The sequence below is a fragment of the Leeuwenhoekiella obamensis genome, from assembly GCF_055391795.1.
This window is the reverse complement of record NZ_AP029251.1, coordinates 2063124-2081469: the sequence shown is the minus strand read 5'-3', so window position 1 is coordinate 2081469 and position 18346 is coordinate 2063124. Positions and strand designations below refer to the sequence as shown.

Below are 18346 nucleotides of genomic sequence, written 5' to 3'. Positions count from 1 at the left end.
ACTATGAATACAACACTACAATTTGAATCCCAAACCAAAGCACTTATTGATGATCTTAAAAGCGTATGTGCCAACTACGGTCTGGGAAATGACGGAAATGAATTTAAAATCATCACACAGGTTTTCTTATACAAATTCTTAAACGACAAATATGTTTATGAGTTAAAGCAACTGGAACCGGATCTTGCAAATGCGACCGATTTTGATAAAGCTTTAAAGCAGTATTCTGATGAGGATTTTGAACTCCTCACTATGCAACTCAGAGAGAATACTGCACGAATTGCTCCAGAAAATTTACTGTCCCGCTTATTTGAACAACAGGATAAAGATAAGTTTGCAGAGATTTTTGATCAGACCCTTTTGGATATTGCCAAGACTAACAGTGACATTTTCTCAGTATTGACTCAGGGAGGAGAGAAAGTCGCCTTGTTTGAAAACATCAGTAAGTACGTTACTGACAATCGTGATGCCTTTTGCAAAGCACTCGTCAATAAATTAGTGGGCTTTAGCTTTGAGAATATCTTTAACCAGAAGTTCGACTTTTTTGCCACTATTTTTGAATACTTAATTAAAGACTACAACTCTAACAGTGGCGGTAAGTATGCAGAGTATTTTACGCCCCACGCTGTAGCAAAAATTATGGCGGCCTGTCTGGTTACCGAAGACAATGTAAACAATGTTACCTGTTACGATCCCAGTGCAGGTTCAGGAACGCTTTTAATGAATTTGGCACACGCCATTGGGGAGGACAAGTGTACCATTTATTCTCAGGATATCTCCCAGAAATCCTCTGCTTTATTGCGGTTGAATTTGATTCTTAACAATCTAGTACACTCCATCCAGAACATTGTACAGGGCAATACCATCTTAAAACCGGTTCATAAGCAAGAAAGTGGCGAACTAGAAGTCTTTGATTACATCGTGTCTAACCCACCTTTTAAGCTAGACTTTAGCGATTACAGCGCAGATTTAGATAGCAAAGCTAATAAAGAGCGCTTTTTTGCAGGAATACCCAATATTCCTAAAAGTAAAAAAGAATCAATGGCGATTTACCTGCTGTTTATACAGCATATTATGCACAGCCTTACCGCAAAAGGGAAAGCAGCTATTGTGGTGCCTACCGGTTTCATTACAGCACAGTCTGGCATTGATAAAAAGATTAGAAAGAAGTTGGTGGAAAGTAAGATGCTTGCCGGTGTGGTAAGTATGCCATCCAACATTTTTGCAACAACCGGAACTAACGTAAGCATCCTGTTTTTAGATAAAACCAATACAGAAGATGTGGTTTTGATAGATGCTTCTAATTTGGGTAGTAAGATTAAAGATAGCAATGGAAACCAAAAGACCGTTTTAAGCGATGCCGAAGAGCAACAAATCATTGATGTTTTTAATGCTAAGGAGACCAAAGAGGATTTCTCGGTAGTAGTAAGCTACGACGATATCAAGACTAAAAACTACAGCCTTAGCGCCGGCCAATATTTTGAAGTAAAGATTGAATACGTTGATATTACTGCGGAAGAGTTTGCAGCTAAAATGAACCGTTTTGAAAGTAATTTAAATGAATTGTTTACTGAATCTAAGAGTTTAGAAAAGGCGATTCAAGAGAATTTGAAAAGTTTGAGGTATGATTAAATATACTTCAATAAGAGTAGGTCAATTGGGGAAAATAGTTACAGGTAAAACCCCAAAAACTAGTATACCGGAAAATTATGGAGGTGATTATATGTTTATTGGACCAATAGACTTACATAAGCATTTTATCATTTCTGAGTCTGAAAAAATGATTTCTGAAAAAGGTTTTAATAGTATAAAAACTAACACCTTGAATGGCCTAAGTATACTTGTAGGATGTATTGGGTGGGACATGGGAAATGTTGCATTGGTTGAAAAAAAATGCGCGACAAATCAACAAATCAATTCAATAACTAATATCAAAGATGATTATAATCCTTTCTACATTTATTATTGGTTTAAAGGGAAAAAAGCATTTTTATTTAAAATATCAAACGTAACTAGAACTCCTCTGTTGAATAAGACAGATTTCTCAAATATTATTATTAACCTTCCCAATATTTCAACTCAAAAGCAAATAGCCAAAGTCCTTTCCGATTTAGATACCAAAATAGAAGTCAATAACAAGATCAATCAGGAATTAGAAGCGATGGCCAAGTTGGTCTATGACTATTGGTTTGTACAGTTTGATTTCCCAATGCCTAAGGACTATGCAGCCTCCATCGGTAAACCTGAGTTGGCTGGTAGGCCTTATAAAACCTCTGGCGGTAAAATGGTATACAATGCCGAGTTAAAGCGAGAGATTCCTGAGGGGTGGGAGGTCAAATATATAAAGGAGATTGAGCCAAATGTTATTACTGGTAAAACACCCTCTACAAAAAAAGAAGAAAACTTTGGTGGTGACATCCCATTTATAACAATTGATGACATTAGACAAAGTAGGTTTATTTATCATACGGAAAGAACACTCACAAAGGTTGGTGCAGATACTCAAAGTACTAAGTATCTTGAAGAGTACGACATCTGTGTTTCCTGCATAGGCACTGTTGGAGTTATCGGATTTGTTGGAAAAAAGGCGCAAACAAATCAACAAATAAATACAATCTCTAAACCTAAGGAATATAACCGGTATTACCTTTTCCAGTATTTACAAGATTATTTTGATTTTAATGTTGCCGCAAAAAAAGGAGCTGTTTTAAGTAATATGAATAAAGGAGAGTTTGAATTGATTCCAGTTATTGAATCAAACTTGAAATTAAGGCAGTTATATTATAATAAAGTTGATAGTAATTTCAAAATTATCGCAAATAACATTAGACAAAACCAAAAACTCGCAGAACTCCGAGATTGGTTATTGCCTATGTTGATGAATGGGCAGGTGCGCGTAGAGAAAGGTTATGAAGAGGTTGAGGATGTGGTGAGTGGTCCCGATAGCTATCGGGAAGCTGCGGAGGATGGTGTTAAATATGGGGAGGGATGAGTGGATTTAAGTTGTTAGGTATTCGAGCTTTTTCTGATTGCGATACAAGATTTAGTAAAAATCTTCAAAAGGGTGAAATATATAATTTTTATGATGGTTACGAGTATTTGGATAGGGAGGGTTCCATTATAGGAAAGAATAATTTGTTTTTTAAAGATGATTCAGGAGATTTAGTTGATAATAACGTATACGAAATAAGGAAGAACTCCGAGACTGTAGGTAGTATTTACGATATAGAGCGACCACTGAATGATACATTAAGAATTAATGTGTCTGCTTTAGTCGGGAAAAATGGTTCTGGAAAGAGTTCATTGCTTGAAATCTTGTATGCTTTTTGCTATTTAATTGCATTATATAAAGGTATAATACCTGATCATGCTGCTTGGAGTACACGTATTAATATGCCTAATGTAAATCATAACTGGGTCTTCAAGAAAATAATTGATATACAAGAAGTTTATAGAGGTTTTAGAGCAGAAATTTACTATGAAATGGAGAATAATTTTTTTTCAATTTGTTATAACAATGAGGAAATAATATTTCAACGTTCATTAAGCAAGAATTTTCAGCACGATGGTTTTAACGAAAAAAAAGTTTATTCACCTCAAGATAATGTCGATAGAAAATACCAGTATATTTTAAATAGTATCTTTTATTATACTATCTCAATCAATTATTCCTTTTACGGACTAAACGCAGGTTACGATAATTCTTGGCTTGATTCACTATTTCATAAGAATGACGGTTATCAGACACCAATAGTCATTAATCCATTTCGTAAAGATGGGAATATTGATGTTAATTCGGAGCTTCACTTGGTACAATCTCGGTTACTATCTAATCTTGTTGATGAGTCATTTCAAGTAAAAGAAGTTGTGAATCTCAAAAAAGTTGATTCTGTGGTGTTTATGCTTGATTATTCACTGTTCAATACCATTAATGTACTTAATTTAGACAATGCAATTCAAGAGATAAGAACAAAATTAGAGTTGAATGATTCTGAATTTATAACTTATGTTTATAATGCAGTCTATACCACAAAAAAATCTAGGATATCCAAGATTGAATTAGAAAAGATTGATAATTCGGATCTTTTAGTAAAGTACGTCTATCGTAAAATCTTGAAAATTTATACCGCATATGATGAGTACAGCGAAGGGATTGATAGAGACCAAGAAAGATATATGTTGCCAAATTTCGCTCAGATCTTCAGAAGACTTGTTGAATTAAAGAATGATAGAAGTCATATAACTTTAAAACTTAGACAAGTATTAAATGCTATTAGATTTAACACCTTGAGGGATTCAACAGAAGGGGCGTGGGAAGAGGAAGCTGATGATTACGAAAAGGAATTGAAGAAAATCAAAAAAAGATATCTTCGCTTAAACATAGAAGATTTTATTGCGAGAATTAAAAAGATAAAAAAATCTTACCCCGATATTGATTTAATAGAACTTATTCCCAATGCTTGTTATAGACCATCAATATATATTCGCAATAAAAATGAAGTTACAAATTTTTATACTCTAAGTTCAGGAGAACAACATTTCATACATTCAATACAATCTGTCTTATATCATATTTCAAATATTAATTCTGTATTTAATTCTAATAATAAAAAGCTTAGATATAACTATATAAATCTAATTTTTGATGAAATAGAATTGTACTACCATCCAGAGTTTCAAAGGACATTTTTATCAGAATTACTTAATGGTATAAGAAATCTCAATATACCCCATGTAAAAGGCTTGAATATTTTATTTTCTTCACATTCAACATTTATTTTATCAGATATAAGAAGAAATTCAGTTTTAAAATTGATTGATGGTCAAATGGATAAAAGCTCTATAAAGACATTTGGAGCCAATATTCACGATTTACTAGCAGATAGTTTCTTTCTAGATAAAGGTTTTATGGGAGAATATGCAAAACAAACAATAAACCAAACCATAAAATGGCTGAATTATGAAAAATTGAAGGCTGAGATAATAGAATTGAATAAGCAGGATAGTACAGATCAAACAAAAGATTTGATAAATATAAAGGAAAGTGAAGCTAAAATTCTAGAATCTGAAATCATAAATAAAGATAGAGCTCATCACAAGGGAGTTATTGATTTGGTCGATGAACCTGTTTTAAAGACAAAGTTATTGGAAATGTATTCAGAGATTTATCCTAATATTAAAGATAAAGAAGCTGAATTTAGAAGATTGTCTGAAGAATTGGGTTATGAAATATCTAAAAAGCGAAAGAATTGATTTTTTTAGGAGAAGATAAGTGGAAGATTGCAAAAGCAAAAAAAGATCATTTTGCCTTGGTTTCAAAATATTTAAAGTCAAGTAAGGTAAAGGTGGATAATACTGAAATTAAAGCATTTGTTCTTAAATACATTAATATTCTTCTTGATGGAAAACCACGTCTTTTACAAGAACTGAATTTTAAATTTTACGATTCGCTCACGGGATTCACAACAAATGGCTATGAAGATTATTTATTAATTTCCAAGATTAACAGTAAAAAACGAAGTGCATCTCAAAAACGCAATTTTAAAAAGTATCAAAATCTAAATCTTCAAGTAAGCAAGTATATTAATTATGAAAATTGGTTTATTAAATCAGATGCAAATGTAAAGCCTGATTATATCTTAGCACAAAACTTAAACATAAGGACTTGCACCTACTGTAACCGTATTTATACAAATACAATGAAGAAATTGAATGGTAAAAGGCTGATGAGGCCACAATTTGATCATTGGTTTCCTAAAAGCACATTCCCTTTATTGGGGCTTTCATTTTATAATTTGATACCAAGCTGCAGTATTTGCAATAGTTCTGCAAAATCTGATGAAATTTTTAATCTTCAAAATTATCTGCACCCTTATGTTGATAGTGATGTTATAGAGAGGTTTAGGTATAGTTATAGGTACGAAAAATCAATAAACAAATATTCTATTCAGTTAAGTACTAAATATAATGATCCAAAAGCATTTAAAACATTTAAGAGTTTGAAGCTTGAAACGATGTATAATGCTCATATTTATGAATTGCAAGACTTGCTCTTAACTAAAAAGGCATATTCCGTAAATTATATAGATAATCTGATATCAGCATTTCCTGAAGCTCATTTATCATATGAAGAGATATATAGGTTGACTTTTGGTACCGAGAATAATTCTTCAGATTTTCATAAGAGACCTTTCAGTAAATTTAAAAAGGATATTCTTACTGAATTAAAAATCATATAATTGAGAAATGTTGATAAGCTTATGCAAACCCAAAAATACTCCGTCAATCAACATCCTATAGAGACTTTACTGTCTTGGGTTAAGTCAGGTGAAATTGCTATTCCTGAGATTCAGCGTCCCTTTGTATGGAAAGCCAGTAAAGTACGTGACCTTATGGATTCCCTTTATAAAGGATATCCAATAGGTTATATCATCTCTTGGCGTAATCATAATGTAAAGCTTAAAGATGGCTCTATGTCTGAGGGTAAAAAGATCCTAATTGATGGGCAGCAGCGTATTACAGCCTTACGAGCCGCTATTTTAGACGAGTATATTGTAGATAAAAACTACAAGCGAAAGAAAATAAAGATTGCCTTTAATCCTACCAATGAAAAGTTTGAGGTGCAAAGTGCAGCCATACGTAAAGACAAACTATGGATCCCCTCAATAAGTACTGTGTTTGATGGTTCCGTAGATCAATTTGATTTACTAACCAATTATCTTGAGAAAAACCCGGAGGTAGATCGTGCTAAGGTTAAAAGTGCCATCAGCAGTTTGGTTAAAATGCCTTTACGTCAAATAGGGTTGATCGACCTGGCTCCAGATCTGGAAATAGAGGTAGTGACCGAGATTTTTATCCGTATCAATTCTAAAGGGGTGGTGCTTAGTCAGGCAGATTTTGCCATGTCAAAAATTGCATCTAATGAAAAATATCAAGGTCAGGATCTTAGAAAAGCCATTGATTACTTTTGTCATCTTGCCGTTGCTCCTGAGTTCTACCAACGCATTAAAGATAATGACGCAACATTTGCAGCCACCGATTATTTTCAAGCCATGTCGTGGTTAAAAAATGAAAACGATGATCTTTACGATCCTAGCTATACCGATATGCTCCGGGTCTCTTTAGGTACAGAATTTAAACGAGCCAAATTAGAAGACTTGGTAAGTTTATTGTCTGGTAGAAACTTTGAAACCAGAAGTTACGAAGACTCCATAGCCGAAGCCTCTTTCGATAAATTGAAGTCGGGTATTTTAAAGTTTATGAACGAAACCAATTTCAAGCGTTTCGTAATGATCATTAAGAGCGCAGGCTTTATTCAGCCTTGGTTAATTCGCTCTCAAAATGCTATAAACTTCGCATATTTGTTATATCTGCATTTAAAGGATAGAAAATACAACCCTGCTTTAATAGAATCATATGTTCAGCGTTGGTTTGTGATGAGTTTGCTTACCGGGCGATCATCAGGTTCTTTTGAGTCACAGTTTGAGTTTGATATCAAACAGATGGAAACCAGAGATTTTGGTGAATATCTTCAAGAAGTAGAGGCAGCTTCCTTAGGTGAGGGCTTTTGGGAGCTGGGCTTACCACAACAGATGGACACTTCTTCAACAACCAGCCCAATGTGGTGTGTATTTCTAGCTGCACAGATAAAAGCAGGCGATAAGGGCTTTTTATCTAAGGCGGTACGCGTAGAGAATATGATAGACCATCGTGGAGATATACATCATATTTTCCCAAAGGATTATTTAAAGAAGAATGGTCTCACCCGAGGTAAATACAATCAGATAGCTAACTATACCTACATGCAATCTGAAATTAACATCAAAGTAGGCAATAAAAGTCCTAAGGAGTACTTTGACAATCTAAAACTTCAACTAAGTCAAGGAGATTTGATTTATGGTGGAATAACTTCAACCGATGAATTAAATCAGAACTTAGAAGTGAATTGTATTCCATTAAATATAAAGGGAGCAATCTTTGATGATTACGATCAATTTTTAAAGTCTAGAAGAAATCTGATGACCCAAAAGATAAAGACTTATTATCAGAGTTTGTAACAACGTCTTGTCAAAATTTTATATCCCGATATGGAATTCGGCTACCATTAAAACATAATAATCATTTATGCCTCACCCACTAACAGCCTTTACAATAACGTCTATACTTGAAACAGTTAAGGGGATAGTTTCTCAAGATAAACAAAATAGGAGAGAGAAAGGCGAAGATTTTAATGTGTTTGCTGTAATTCAAATGGAGAGTAGTGAAACAAAAACGCACTCTAATATGCTGGCGGCATTATTAAACCCCAAACAGGATCATTATTATGGCTCAATATTTTTAAAATTATTTTTAGAAAAAATCGGCTATGATTATGGAGAAGAAAATCTAGATAAGGTAAGTGTACAGACTGAGTATCATCTAGGTGAAATTAATAAAGACTTTACTGAAGGCGGTTTTATTGATATACTTATAACATTCTCTTCAGGAAAAACTATAACAATAGAGAACAAAATTTATGCAGGGGATCAAGAGAAACAGATGTATAGATACAGTCTTTTTAATAGAGGCAATTCAACGCTCTATTATTTAAACTTATTTGGCGATGACCCTTCAAAAAAGAGTTTATTCAGCTTAATTGAAGATGATTACACAAAGATCACTTACACTGAGGATGTTGTGAAATGGCTTGATGCCTGTATTAAGGTGACTAAAGAAGGTAGTATAGTAGAAAGCTGTATAAAGCAGTATTTATATTTAGTGCAAAAACTAACGTATACCATGAATAACGACTTAGAGAATCAACTGAGTGAAATAATTTTAAATAATCTAGATGCAGCTAAGTATATTCAATCACATTATCAACGTGCAGTATTTAAAGTAAGAGAGAAATTCAGGCATGCAGTCTACCTTTCTATTGGAGAGCGTCTAGATAAAGAAGTGTATAACGTTTGGTTAGGGAATGACTGTAATCATAAGTATTCACAAATTTGGATTGACTTTCGGGATAAAGGCAAGTTTTTTATGCGTTTTGGTGTTGAATCCTTTTCAGCCAAGGGAGCGCATGATAACAGAATATTTGTTGGTTTATTTGACAGAGAAAAACCTGCCACTATTTCTCTGGATGGATACAGACGGCTAAATAGATTTTGGCCAATAATAAAAGATATTAAAACTCCTGAAGATAATTTTTTAAACCTTTCGAGTACTGCGATACTTGAAAAATTAGGAAAAGACAATACATATTTTGAAGCAATGGTTGCGGCCACGGCAGAGCAGTCTGTTCTATTTATAAAGGCCTTAAGCAAAACAAAAGCTTCTGAATAAAGCGTATGTCTATCATCAGAGAATCTTTTTTAACTCCACACTACAAGTAAAAAGTTTACTGGCATATACCAAAGGGTTTTATTAGTTTAGCTGGATAATACAATATTACCCAAATCAATAATGAGTGAATTTCTTACCGGTGATGCTTTAGTTGATGCAGTTGATGATATTATCTGGGAGGCGCAAAAGACATTAATAATTGCTTGCCCTTACATAAAACTAGATACACATTTTAAGAAGATATTTGAGCATAATCTATACAAGCGAGATTTGCATGTGCTGCTCATCTTTGGCAAGAACGAAGGTGCTACCTACAAAAGTTTAAGCAGAAAGGATTTAGAATTCTTTACACAGTTTTTAAATATAAGTATTGTGTATGTTCCTCAACTACATGCTAAATACTATGCGAATGAGCAAAAGGGAATCGTTACCTCGATAAATCTGTATGGTCACTCTTTTGAGAATAATATAGAGTTTGGTGTTATGTTTCATTCTGATGACTCAAAAACATTAGATGCTGATACTGGTATTAAAGCCTTGCGAACGTGTGTAAAAATTGCTCAAGAAAATATAGCTATCTATATTAAAAGACCTGCCTATTTTGAAAGTTTGGTTAATGGGACCAAGGAGTATTTGCACTCAGAGGTTTTATTGGACAAAACAGATAAGTACTATAAGTATTCAAAGCTTAAACCAGGTGATAAGGATTTTAGTACAGTGCAGGATTTTCCTACAGAAATAATGGTAGACCCTATTGCTTTACAAAGACCTAAGAGAAAAACAAAGGCCACCATTATAAAGGAAAAGAATGAGATGGGGTATTGTATCCGTACAGGGGAGCGCATAGCTTTTAACCCCAATAGACCCATGACCTACGACTCATATTGTACATGGGCAGCCTTTGAAAACTGGGATTTTCCAGAAACTTATTGTCATAAAACAGGCAAACGTTCTGATGGAAAAACAAGCATGCGCAAGCCTATCTTAGGAGAGGGATAAGCCAGTATGCAGTTTACAGTCACAGTAGGCAGTTAATCCTCGCCCTTTGAGCGGAGCCGTAATGGTGATACTATTTACTTATTGATAGTACTGATATCTAGTTAGGAATTTAAAGGGTTATGATTGCATGGCGCATAATTATTTAATTTTATAATAGATACACTCTTTTTTGGCGAAAGCCATATCATCATATCTTCACGCTTCCAGCACCCAGCTTCAATTTCCCATTCGCTAATTTCCTAATCAACTAATCTCCTATTTACTGAACGCCATTCTACAAGAGATACACTAAATTTTAAACCGGACTAAGCTTGGGATTGCACTTTGAGCGCTAAATTGCTCCTATGCAAATCCCTCCTAAAAAACCTTGGCCCACAAAAGACGCAATGCAACAGGTGTATGAAAAGAACCTGTGGGGCGGAGCCGTTGACACTTTTTATTCAGGGGAAGGATCTCATGATCCTAAAACGGTACGGCGTTATTTGGAAGAGGTCATTTCTTTTTTTAAAACCTTGGAAACCCCGCCTGTGGTATGCGACTTGGGTTGTGGAGATTTTAATGTGGGGAAGGAGTTGGTTCCCTATTCTAAAGCCTATAAAGCAGTAGACATAGTATCCGAGTTGATCACACATAATACAAAGACTTTTCGAGGTAAGCAGCTTACGTTTGATACCTTAGATATTGCCAAAGACCCTTTACCAGACGGGGATTGTGCACTGCTTAGGCAGGTATTACAACATCTATCTAATGCAGAGATTGAGTGTATTGTAGAAAAGTTATATGCTTACAAGTATGTGATCTTAACCGAGCATCTACCAGATGAAACATTCACCCCCAATAAAGACATCATTTCCGGACAAGGCATCCGACTCAAAAAACAAAGTGGCGTTGATATACTAGCGTCTCCTTTTCATTTTAAAGTAAAAGAAGAAAGACAACTATTACAAATACCATCACCTAGTACAAAAGGCAAGTTGGTTACAACTCTGTATACTATTTAAGAGATTGTTATGTACGTTCACTGAGCGGAGCCATGTGTAGTATGCAGTGGGCAGTTGCAGTAAGGCAGTTGTTCGTTATCTGTTGATAGTTGATAGTACTGTTATGCAGTTAGAAGGTTATATGTTGATGACTTGATAACGCTATAACCTTTTAACATTATAACAAATCTAAGTCCGTTGAGCGGAGCCGAAACGGAGGATTGTAATTGATAGTTAATGATTGCTCGTTGATAGTACTGTTATGTAGTTAAGAAGTTATATGGTTATGACTTGATAACGCTATAACCTTTTAAAATTATAACATTTCATGGACGTTGAGGGGAGCCATGTGTAGTTTACAGTAGGCAGTCGCAGTGGGCAGTGGGCAGTTGATAGTTGCTCGTTGATAGTACTGTTATGCGGTTAGTAGGTTATAAGGTTATGATTTGATAACGCAATAACCTTTTAACATCATAACTATTCATGGACGTTGAGCGGAGCCGAAACGGAGGATTTAGTTGTTCTTTATCTTTTGCTCGTTGATAGTACTGTTCTGCAGTTAGGAGGTTATAAGGTTACGACTTGATAACGCTATAACCTTTTAACATTATAACATTTCATGGACGTTGAGCGGAGCCGAAACGGGGGATTTAGTTGTTCGTTATCTTTTGCTCGTTGATAGTGCTGTTACGTAGTTAGGAGGTTATAAGGTTATAACTTGATAACGCTATAACCTTTTAACATTATAGCTATGAATGGACCATGAGCGGATTTGAAAAGATGATTAGGAGAATTAGCTAATTACGTAGATGGGTTAATTATCAGATGATTATTATGTCATTTCGAGTGAAATTATGAAGCATAGCGGAATGATTTAATATCGAGAAATATATAGTTAGCCTTTTTCTTTTTTGCATCGCCCAAAAAAGAAACAAAAAAGTCTAGGCTGATTTTTAATTTCTTGAATAGTAAGAAAAGCTTTTTATCCTGCGCATAGAAAACCGCTTCGCTAGTTCTATGCTCTACGTCCATCGCTGCAAAGCTTTCCAGCTATTACTACGAAATTAAAAAGTAGGCCGGTTTTTAACTGAATTATTTAACTGCCTACTGCGACTGCTAACTGAGTACTGAATCCGTTTACTGAGCGGAGTCGAAACGAGGAATTGTAGTTGATAGTTACTCGTTGATAGTACTGTTCTGCAGTTAGGAGGTTATAAGGTTATGACTTGATAACGCTATAACCTTTTAACATTATAACAATTCATGGGCGTTGAGCGGAGTCGAAACGGAGGATCTAAGCAGTCCACTTTATATTCATGTTTCAAAAAAGCTATTTACCTCGTTTAATCTTAGGAGGATTTTGACGGGTATCAAAAACATCTGCAATCTTGATAAGATGGTTTTCGTGATCAACGGAATAAATCAATTTGTAGTTTTTATAGAGAAGATATCTGTAATCTATTTCTCGGTCCTTCAACATTTCTTCTCGTTGACCGATTAAAGGAGCTTCAACGAGTTTGTCTGCTTCCAGGATTATTGAGATAAGAAGTTTGCGAGCAATAAGTAATCCGGCTTCTTCGGTGTAGTACTCAAATATTTTATCTAATTGAGTTTCTGCAAAGCGCGACCAAACAACTTCGAGAGGCATTACTCAAATTTGTTAAGTATATCACCACTTTTTTTAAATCTCCCGTTATCAAAATCAGCTTCTGATTCTGATACACGCTGATTTAATTCTTCTTTAGAGATAGAAGGCTTAGCGGAATATGAAGAAGCTTTTTCTTTTTTGAGGAAGTTTTCAAGTTTAGCAATTGTTTCTTCGCTTTGAATTTGAAGAAACTCTTTAATAAACTCAATCTTACGTGCTTCTATATCCATTTTTTAATGCTTTATACCAAAGGTAATGATAAGTTTGAGAATATATACATCTTCAAAGAATCGGAAAGTCTGTAATAGTTTATAGTCTGTTATGCGGTTAGTAGGTTATAAGGTTATGATTTGATAACGCTATAACCTTTTAAAATTATAACATTTCATGGACGTTGAGCGCAGCCAGAAAGAGTTGGCAGTGGGCAGTAATTAACACCCCCCAAGCCCCCATTTCGGCAAGCTCAATACAACGCCTCAAGGGGGGAATACTTCATTTAAAATGGATTAATTGATAATGGTATTATAAACTAATATTGGTGCTGTTTTGCAGTTAGGAGGTTAAATGGTTATGACTTGATAACGCAATAACCTTTTAACATCATAACAATTCATGGACGTTGAGCGGAGCGATGTGTAGTTTCCAGTAGGCAGTCGCAGTAAGGCAGTTCATGGTTATCTGTTGCTCGTTGTTGGTGCTGTTATGCAGTTAGGAGGTTATAAGGTTATGACTTGATAACGCTATAACCTTTTAACATTATAACAATTCATGGGCGTTGAGCGGAGCCGAAACGGAGGATTGTAGTTGATAGTTAATGGTTGCTCGTTGACAGTGCTTTCATGTAGTTTAGAAATCAATAAAGCATAACTCCTTAACCTTCTAACTTTATAACCTATAACTTCTTTTCGGCGAAAGCCAAATACTTATTCTTATTAAATGTATATTTAACACTTAATCGTTTGCGTAATAGATGTCGCATTGTATTTAAGTGGGTTATGATCTGCTTATATGGTAGCTGTGACGCAGCTTATTAGATTTAAATAGTAGTAACATGATAAGAATAGGTTTAAAGATAAGTTTGTGTATTGCGGTGTTGGGGATCACCGTGCGAGGTATGGCTCAGGAAGTAGATGCTGTTGCTACCGTTGCGCCTAAGGTAGACTATGCTTGGAATACATTCTCGCTGGAGGATGTGCGCCTGCAACCCGGGTCGCCGTTTTATCATGCCATGCAATTAAATCAAGAATATCTTAAGGGCATGGACCAGCACAGGATGCTTAACCATCATTTGCGTCATGGCGGTTTGCCTAAGTTAGAAGGGCAATATCCCGGTTCTGATCAGCCGGTGGATACTCGTCCGGGCTATCTGGATCACTACCTTACCGCGATCGCGCTGATGTATGCACAAACTGGTGATGCCGAGTATAAAGAGCGCGTAGATTTTATCATAGACAAGTTGGCTAAAACCGCACAAGCCCTAGCCGATAAGGGAATACGCAGAGAGTTTTTATTTCACCGCGGTACACTAGATAATCTTAATCGCCTGCAACGTGGCGAGATCACGCTGGCGGGACCGGATGAGACAGGATATCCTTGGGGTGGCATCGGGAATATCTGGTACGGAGTGCATAAAATGCTTGCCGGTTTGCGCGATGCGTATCTGTATACCGGTAATGAACAAGCGTTGCAGTTGTGGCGTGAGGACTCAGATTTTATAACCGACTTTGCCCTGCATACCAATCCTGATCTTTTTGATAATATGCTAGATATAGAGCATGGCGGGATGAATGAAGTTTTTGCAGACCTGTATGCCATCACCGGGGAGGAGAAGTATATGGATGTCTCCAAAAGGTTTAACCATCAAAAGGTGATCTTGAACACCGCCTTAGATAACAATGTGCTGTATGGTAGGCATGTGAATATGCAGGTGCCCACCTTTGTAGGAACAGCACGACAATATCAGCTCACTGCCGATGAGGTAAGTAAACAAGCAACACTGCATTTTCTAGAGCATATGTATGACACCCAGAATCATGCAATAGGCGGCAGCGGGCGTTATGAGCGTTATCTTCCTGAAGCGCAAACGTCAAAAGGTCTAGGCTTTACCTCAGATGAAACCTGCGCGACATACAATATGCTCAAGGTAGCCGTGGAAGCTTTTAAGTTTACCGGAGACCTGCAGCACATGGACTATTATGAGCGTGCGTTATACAATCATATACTGGCGTCGCAGGACCCAGAGAGCGGAGGGTTTACCTATTACACTTCGCTAATGCCTGGCGGCTTTAAGTCGTTTAGCGATGGGTACAATCTGGATGGCATTTGGTGCTGCGTGGGTACAGGGATGGAAAATCACTCTAAGTATGGCAGAGCGATCTACTTTAAACACGGCAATGACCTGATGGTAAATCTGTTTATACCATCGACCTTGCAGTGGGAAGAAAAAAGGTTACAAGTCACACAGCACACTAACTTCCCCGAAGAGGATGATATCACGCTTACCCTAGATGAAAGTCAAGATTATAATGGGACGATCTCGTTTAGATATCCGTCATGGGCGCAGGGTGATGCCCAGGTATGGATCAATGGTAAGGCGGTACAAGTTACAAGCAAGCCTGGCCAACTGATAACACCAGACCATAACTGGAAAAAAGGTGATGAGATCAAAGTGAGATTTCCGCAGCATTTTAGTTTTGAGGCCGCTAGTGATGATCCTCATCTTAAGGCGATGTTGCGCGGCCCTATTGTGATGGCGGCGGCACTGGGTGCAGATAAGATGCCTGGTAGCGATCAGGTAAAGCGTGCCATGCATTACAACAACTGGATCACACCGCAGGAGGATGTGCCTGTGCTTATCGCAGATACTGAAACCCCAGAAAAATGGATGGATGCAGGCGGAGCGCCTTTGGCCTTTAAGGCAAAAAATAAAGGCTTGCTAGCTACAGGAAAAACAGATGTGCATTTGATGCCATTTTACAAAATACATGGGCAGCGCTATGCGGTGTATCTTAAGAACTATTCGCCGTCAGAATTAAAACAGCGCGAGCAGATCGTGAGCGATGAGGTTAATCCCTCTATGCTTGTCAGCGAAAAGGAGCATGACCTAAAAGGTGAAAATACAGATAAGCTACTGCTGAAAGACCGCAGACACTTCTGGGAAAACAACCGTTATGGAAGAGAAGCAAAAAAAGACGGATGGTTCTCTTACATCCTAAATGTGAACAAAGCCGAAAAACAATATTTGACTGTGACCTATTGGGGAAGCGCCTCTTGGAATCGAGGTTTAGATATCTATGTAGAAGGCCAGAAGATCGCCACAGAAACCCTCACCGAGCAAGTGCCAATAAGCTATTATGAAAAAACCTACGCCATCCCTGCAGCACTCATTAAAGGAAAACAAAAGATAACCGTTCGCTTTCAAGCAAAAGAAAACACAGACGGCGGCGCCATATACGCACTCAAATTAAGCAGCAACCCAGAAGCTTTTGTAGGGTATGGGTTTTATTAATGTTAGTTTATAGTTATTCGTTGCTAGTTGATAGGGGTGTTCTGTAGTTATGAAGTTATAAGGTTATGCTGTTATAACTTTTTAACCTCCTAACTGTATAACTAATTATGGACGTTGAGCGGAGTCGAAACGGGGGATTGAAGTTGATAGTTAATAGTTAATAGTTAATGGTTGCTCGTTTATAGGTTTGTTATGTAGTTATGAAGTTATATGGTGATGCTGTTATAGCTTTTTAACCTCTTAACTGTATAACAAATTATGGACGTTGAGCGGAGTCGAAACGGGGATTGAAGTTGATAGTTAATAGTTAATGGTTGCTCGTTGATAGGGTTGTTATGTAGTTATGAAGTTATATTGTGATGCTGTTATAACTTTTTAACCTCTTAACTGTATAACAAAAAAACTGCGAACTGCTTACAGAGTATTGAACCCGTTCACTGAGTGGAGCCGAAGTGCAAGTTGAGTGCATTAGCGAATGTATTACCCTGTCATTTCGAGTGAAATTATGAAGCATAGCGGAATGATTTAGTACTTGTGCGCCATTTTAGGAGCATCGAGAAATATATAGTTAGCCTTTTTCTTTTTTGCATTGCCCAAAAAAGAAACAAAAAAGTCTAGGCTGATTTTGAATTTCTTGAATCGCAAGAAAAGCTTTTTATCCTGCGCATAGAAAACCGCTTCGCTAGTTCTATGCTCTACGTCCATCGCTGCAAAGCTTTCCTGCTATTACTACGAAATTAAAAAGTAGGCCGGTTTTTAATTGAATTATTTAACTGCCTACTGCGACTGCTTACTGAGTACTGAATCCGTTCATTGAGCGGAGTTGAAGTGATTTGTGTTAATTAGGAGATGAGCAAATGGAGTGAATTAGCTAATTAAATATGATAAGTTTAAATGGTGATGCTATATAACTTTTTAACCTCTTAACAGAATAGCAAAAAAACTGCCTACTGCGACTGCTTACTGAATACTGAACCCGTTCACTGAGCGGAGCCGAAGTGAGATCATTAGTTCACAGTATTCAGTAGCAGTTTACAGTACTTTTCAGCTTTTAAATGGCTACTCACCCTGCCAACTTCCCACTTCCGTCATCCAGCCAAATCTATCATTCGCTAATTGCCTAATCAGCTAATTAGAAAATTCACTCCAATTCTTTCTTCTCTCGTTAAATAAATGTTACGCTTCAATTAAGTGCTATTATTACTGGCAATGTGAGCGTAACTTTGCGGCGTAAAAAATAAAGAAAGAAAAATACCATGGAGGATATAGATAACCATGAGGGCGGTGAGTTGTTAAGAACCGCAACAAAACAAGAGAATCACGAGATGGATGAGAAGCAAAAGGCAGTTTCTTACAAAGGCCTTTTTGATCTTATAGATTTTGAGAGTGATGTCATTCTTGTGTAAAACTCAGGAAGAATAATAGTATTAATAATAGCAATAGAGAAGATGCTCTATTTTGCTATTATCTTTTCCCGATGTTTGATTCCCCAATTCTTTAAGGCTTCGATCACATCGTCTAGGCTAAAACCATAGTCGGTAAGCGCATATTTTATGGTTACCGGCGTAGTGTCATAAACGGTACGTTTCACTAGTAAATTGGCTTCTAGTTGCTTTAACTCCTTACTTAGCATACGGTCTGTGATTTTTGGGATATCGTCTTTCATCTCGCCAAAGCGCTTTTCGCCAAAGCGTAAAGAAATAAGTATAGGCAGTTTCCATTTACCGTGCAGCACTTCTAGTGCATCTGTGATAGGAAGTAAGTAACCATTGCAGGCTTGCGGCTTGTGATCTTCATTACATTTCATCTTGCTATACCGTATGATAGCACTATACAATAGTACAGTACTATAGATTGTATAGTAAATATAAGTAATTTTGAAACGTA

General features: G+C 36.4%; 14 protein-coding genes. 10 read left to right on the top strand and 4 right to left on the bottom strand.

Features of this window, described 5'->3' with window-relative positions:
- Positions 1–3: 3 nt before the first annotated feature.
- From ACZ5L8_RS09150 to ACZ5L8_RS09115, 8 genes are all read left to right on the top strand, one after another.
- Positions 4–1632, top strand: coding sequence for an HsdM family class I SAM-dependent methyltransferase (locus ACZ5L8_RS09150; RefSeq protein ID WP_464436814.1), 1629 nt, complete (start codon positions 4–6; stop codon positions 1630–1632).
- Positions 1625–2992, top strand: a complete 1368-nt coding sequence (locus ACZ5L8_RS09145) for a restriction endonuclease subunit S (RefSeq protein WP_464436812.1) — start codon at positions 1625–1627, stop codon at positions 2990–2992. Before ACZ5L8_RS09150 ends, ACZ5L8_RS09145 begins: the two co-directional genes overlap by 8 nt.
- Entirely contained in the window at positions 2989–5253 is a 2265-nt protein-coding gene (locus ACZ5L8_RS09140; protein WP_464436810.1) for an AAA family ATPase, read from the top strand. Before ACZ5L8_RS09145 ends, ACZ5L8_RS09140 begins: the two co-directional genes overlap by 4 nt.
- Positions 5250–6239: a hypothetical protein gene (locus ACZ5L8_RS09135; RefSeq protein WP_464436809.1), complete on the top strand. Its 990-nt coding sequence runs from the start codon at positions 5250–5252 to the stop codon at positions 6237–6239. Before ACZ5L8_RS09140 ends, ACZ5L8_RS09135 begins: the two co-directional genes overlap by 4 nt.
- On the top strand, positions 6240–8057 hold the full coding sequence (locus ACZ5L8_RS09130; protein ID WP_464436807.1) for a GmrSD restriction endonuclease domain-containing protein: 1818 nt from the start codon (positions 6240–6242) through the stop codon (positions 8055–8057). It begins immediately after the preceding gene.
- 67 nt (positions 8058–8124) lie between these two features.
- Entirely contained in the window at positions 8125–9324 is a 1200-nt protein-coding gene (locus ACZ5L8_RS09125) for a PDDEXK-like family protein (protein WP_464436806.1), read from the top strand.
- A 120-nt stretch (positions 9325–9444) separates the two neighbouring features.
- Positions 9445–10323, top strand: a complete 879-nt coding sequence (locus ACZ5L8_RS09120) for a phospholipase D family protein (RefSeq protein ID WP_464436803.1) — start codon at positions 9445–9447, stop codon at positions 10321–10323.
- Between the two features lie 344 nt (positions 10324–10667).
- A complete protein-coding gene (locus ACZ5L8_RS09115; protein WP_464436801.1) occupies positions 10668–11324 on the top strand; it encodes a class I SAM-dependent methyltransferase in 657 nt (218 codons plus the stop codon).
- Between the two features lie 1309 nt (positions 11325–12633).
- On the opposite strand, the gene ACZ5L8_RS09110 is transcribed toward ACZ5L8_RS09115, so the two are convergent.
- A complete protein-coding gene (locus tag ACZ5L8_RS09110; RefSeq protein ID WP_464436800.1) occupies positions 12634–12951 on the bottom strand; it encodes a type II toxin-antitoxin system RelE/ParE family toxin in 318 nt (105 codons plus the stop codon).
- Positions 12951–13181, bottom strand: coding sequence for a hypothetical protein (locus tag ACZ5L8_RS09105; RefSeq protein WP_464436798.1), 231 nt, complete (start codon positions 13179–13181; stop codon positions 12951–12953). The genes ACZ5L8_RS09110 and ACZ5L8_RS09105 overlap by 1 nt, the downstream gene beginning before the upstream one ends.
- Positions 13182–14002: 821 nt before the next feature.
- Between ACZ5L8_RS09105 and ACZ5L8_RS09100 the strand changes: the two genes are divergently transcribed.
- Positions 14003–16459 carry a beta-L-arabinofuranosidase domain-containing protein gene (locus ACZ5L8_RS09100; protein WP_464436797.1) on the top strand — a complete coding sequence of 819 codons (2457 nt, stop codon included), beginning with the start codon at positions 14003–14005 and terminating at the stop codon, positions 16457–16459.
- Positions 16460–16984: 525 nt separating this feature from the next.
- On the opposite strand, the gene ACZ5L8_RS09095 is transcribed toward ACZ5L8_RS09100, so the two are convergent.
- Positions 16985–17164 (bottom strand): hypothetical protein, encoded by a 180-nt coding sequence (locus tag ACZ5L8_RS09095; RefSeq protein ID WP_464436795.1) that lies wholly within the window; start codon positions 17162–17164, stop codon positions 16985–16987.
- A 551-nt stretch (positions 17165–17715) separates the two neighbouring features.
- On the opposite strand from ACZ5L8_RS09095, the gene ACZ5L8_RS09090 reads away from it, so the two are divergent.
- Positions 17716–17865 (top strand): hypothetical protein, encoded by a 150-nt coding sequence (locus ACZ5L8_RS09090; RefSeq protein ID WP_464436794.1) that lies wholly within the window; start codon positions 17716–17718, stop codon positions 17863–17865.
- A gap of 47 nt (positions 17866–17912) precedes the next feature.
- On the opposite strand, the gene ACZ5L8_RS09085 is transcribed toward ACZ5L8_RS09090, so the two are convergent.
- Positions 17913–18266, bottom strand: coding sequence for a winged helix-turn-helix transcriptional regulator (locus tag ACZ5L8_RS09085; RefSeq protein WP_464436792.1), 354 nt, complete (start codon positions 18264–18266; stop codon positions 17913–17915).
- Between the last annotated feature and the right edge of the window lie 80 nt (positions 18267–18346).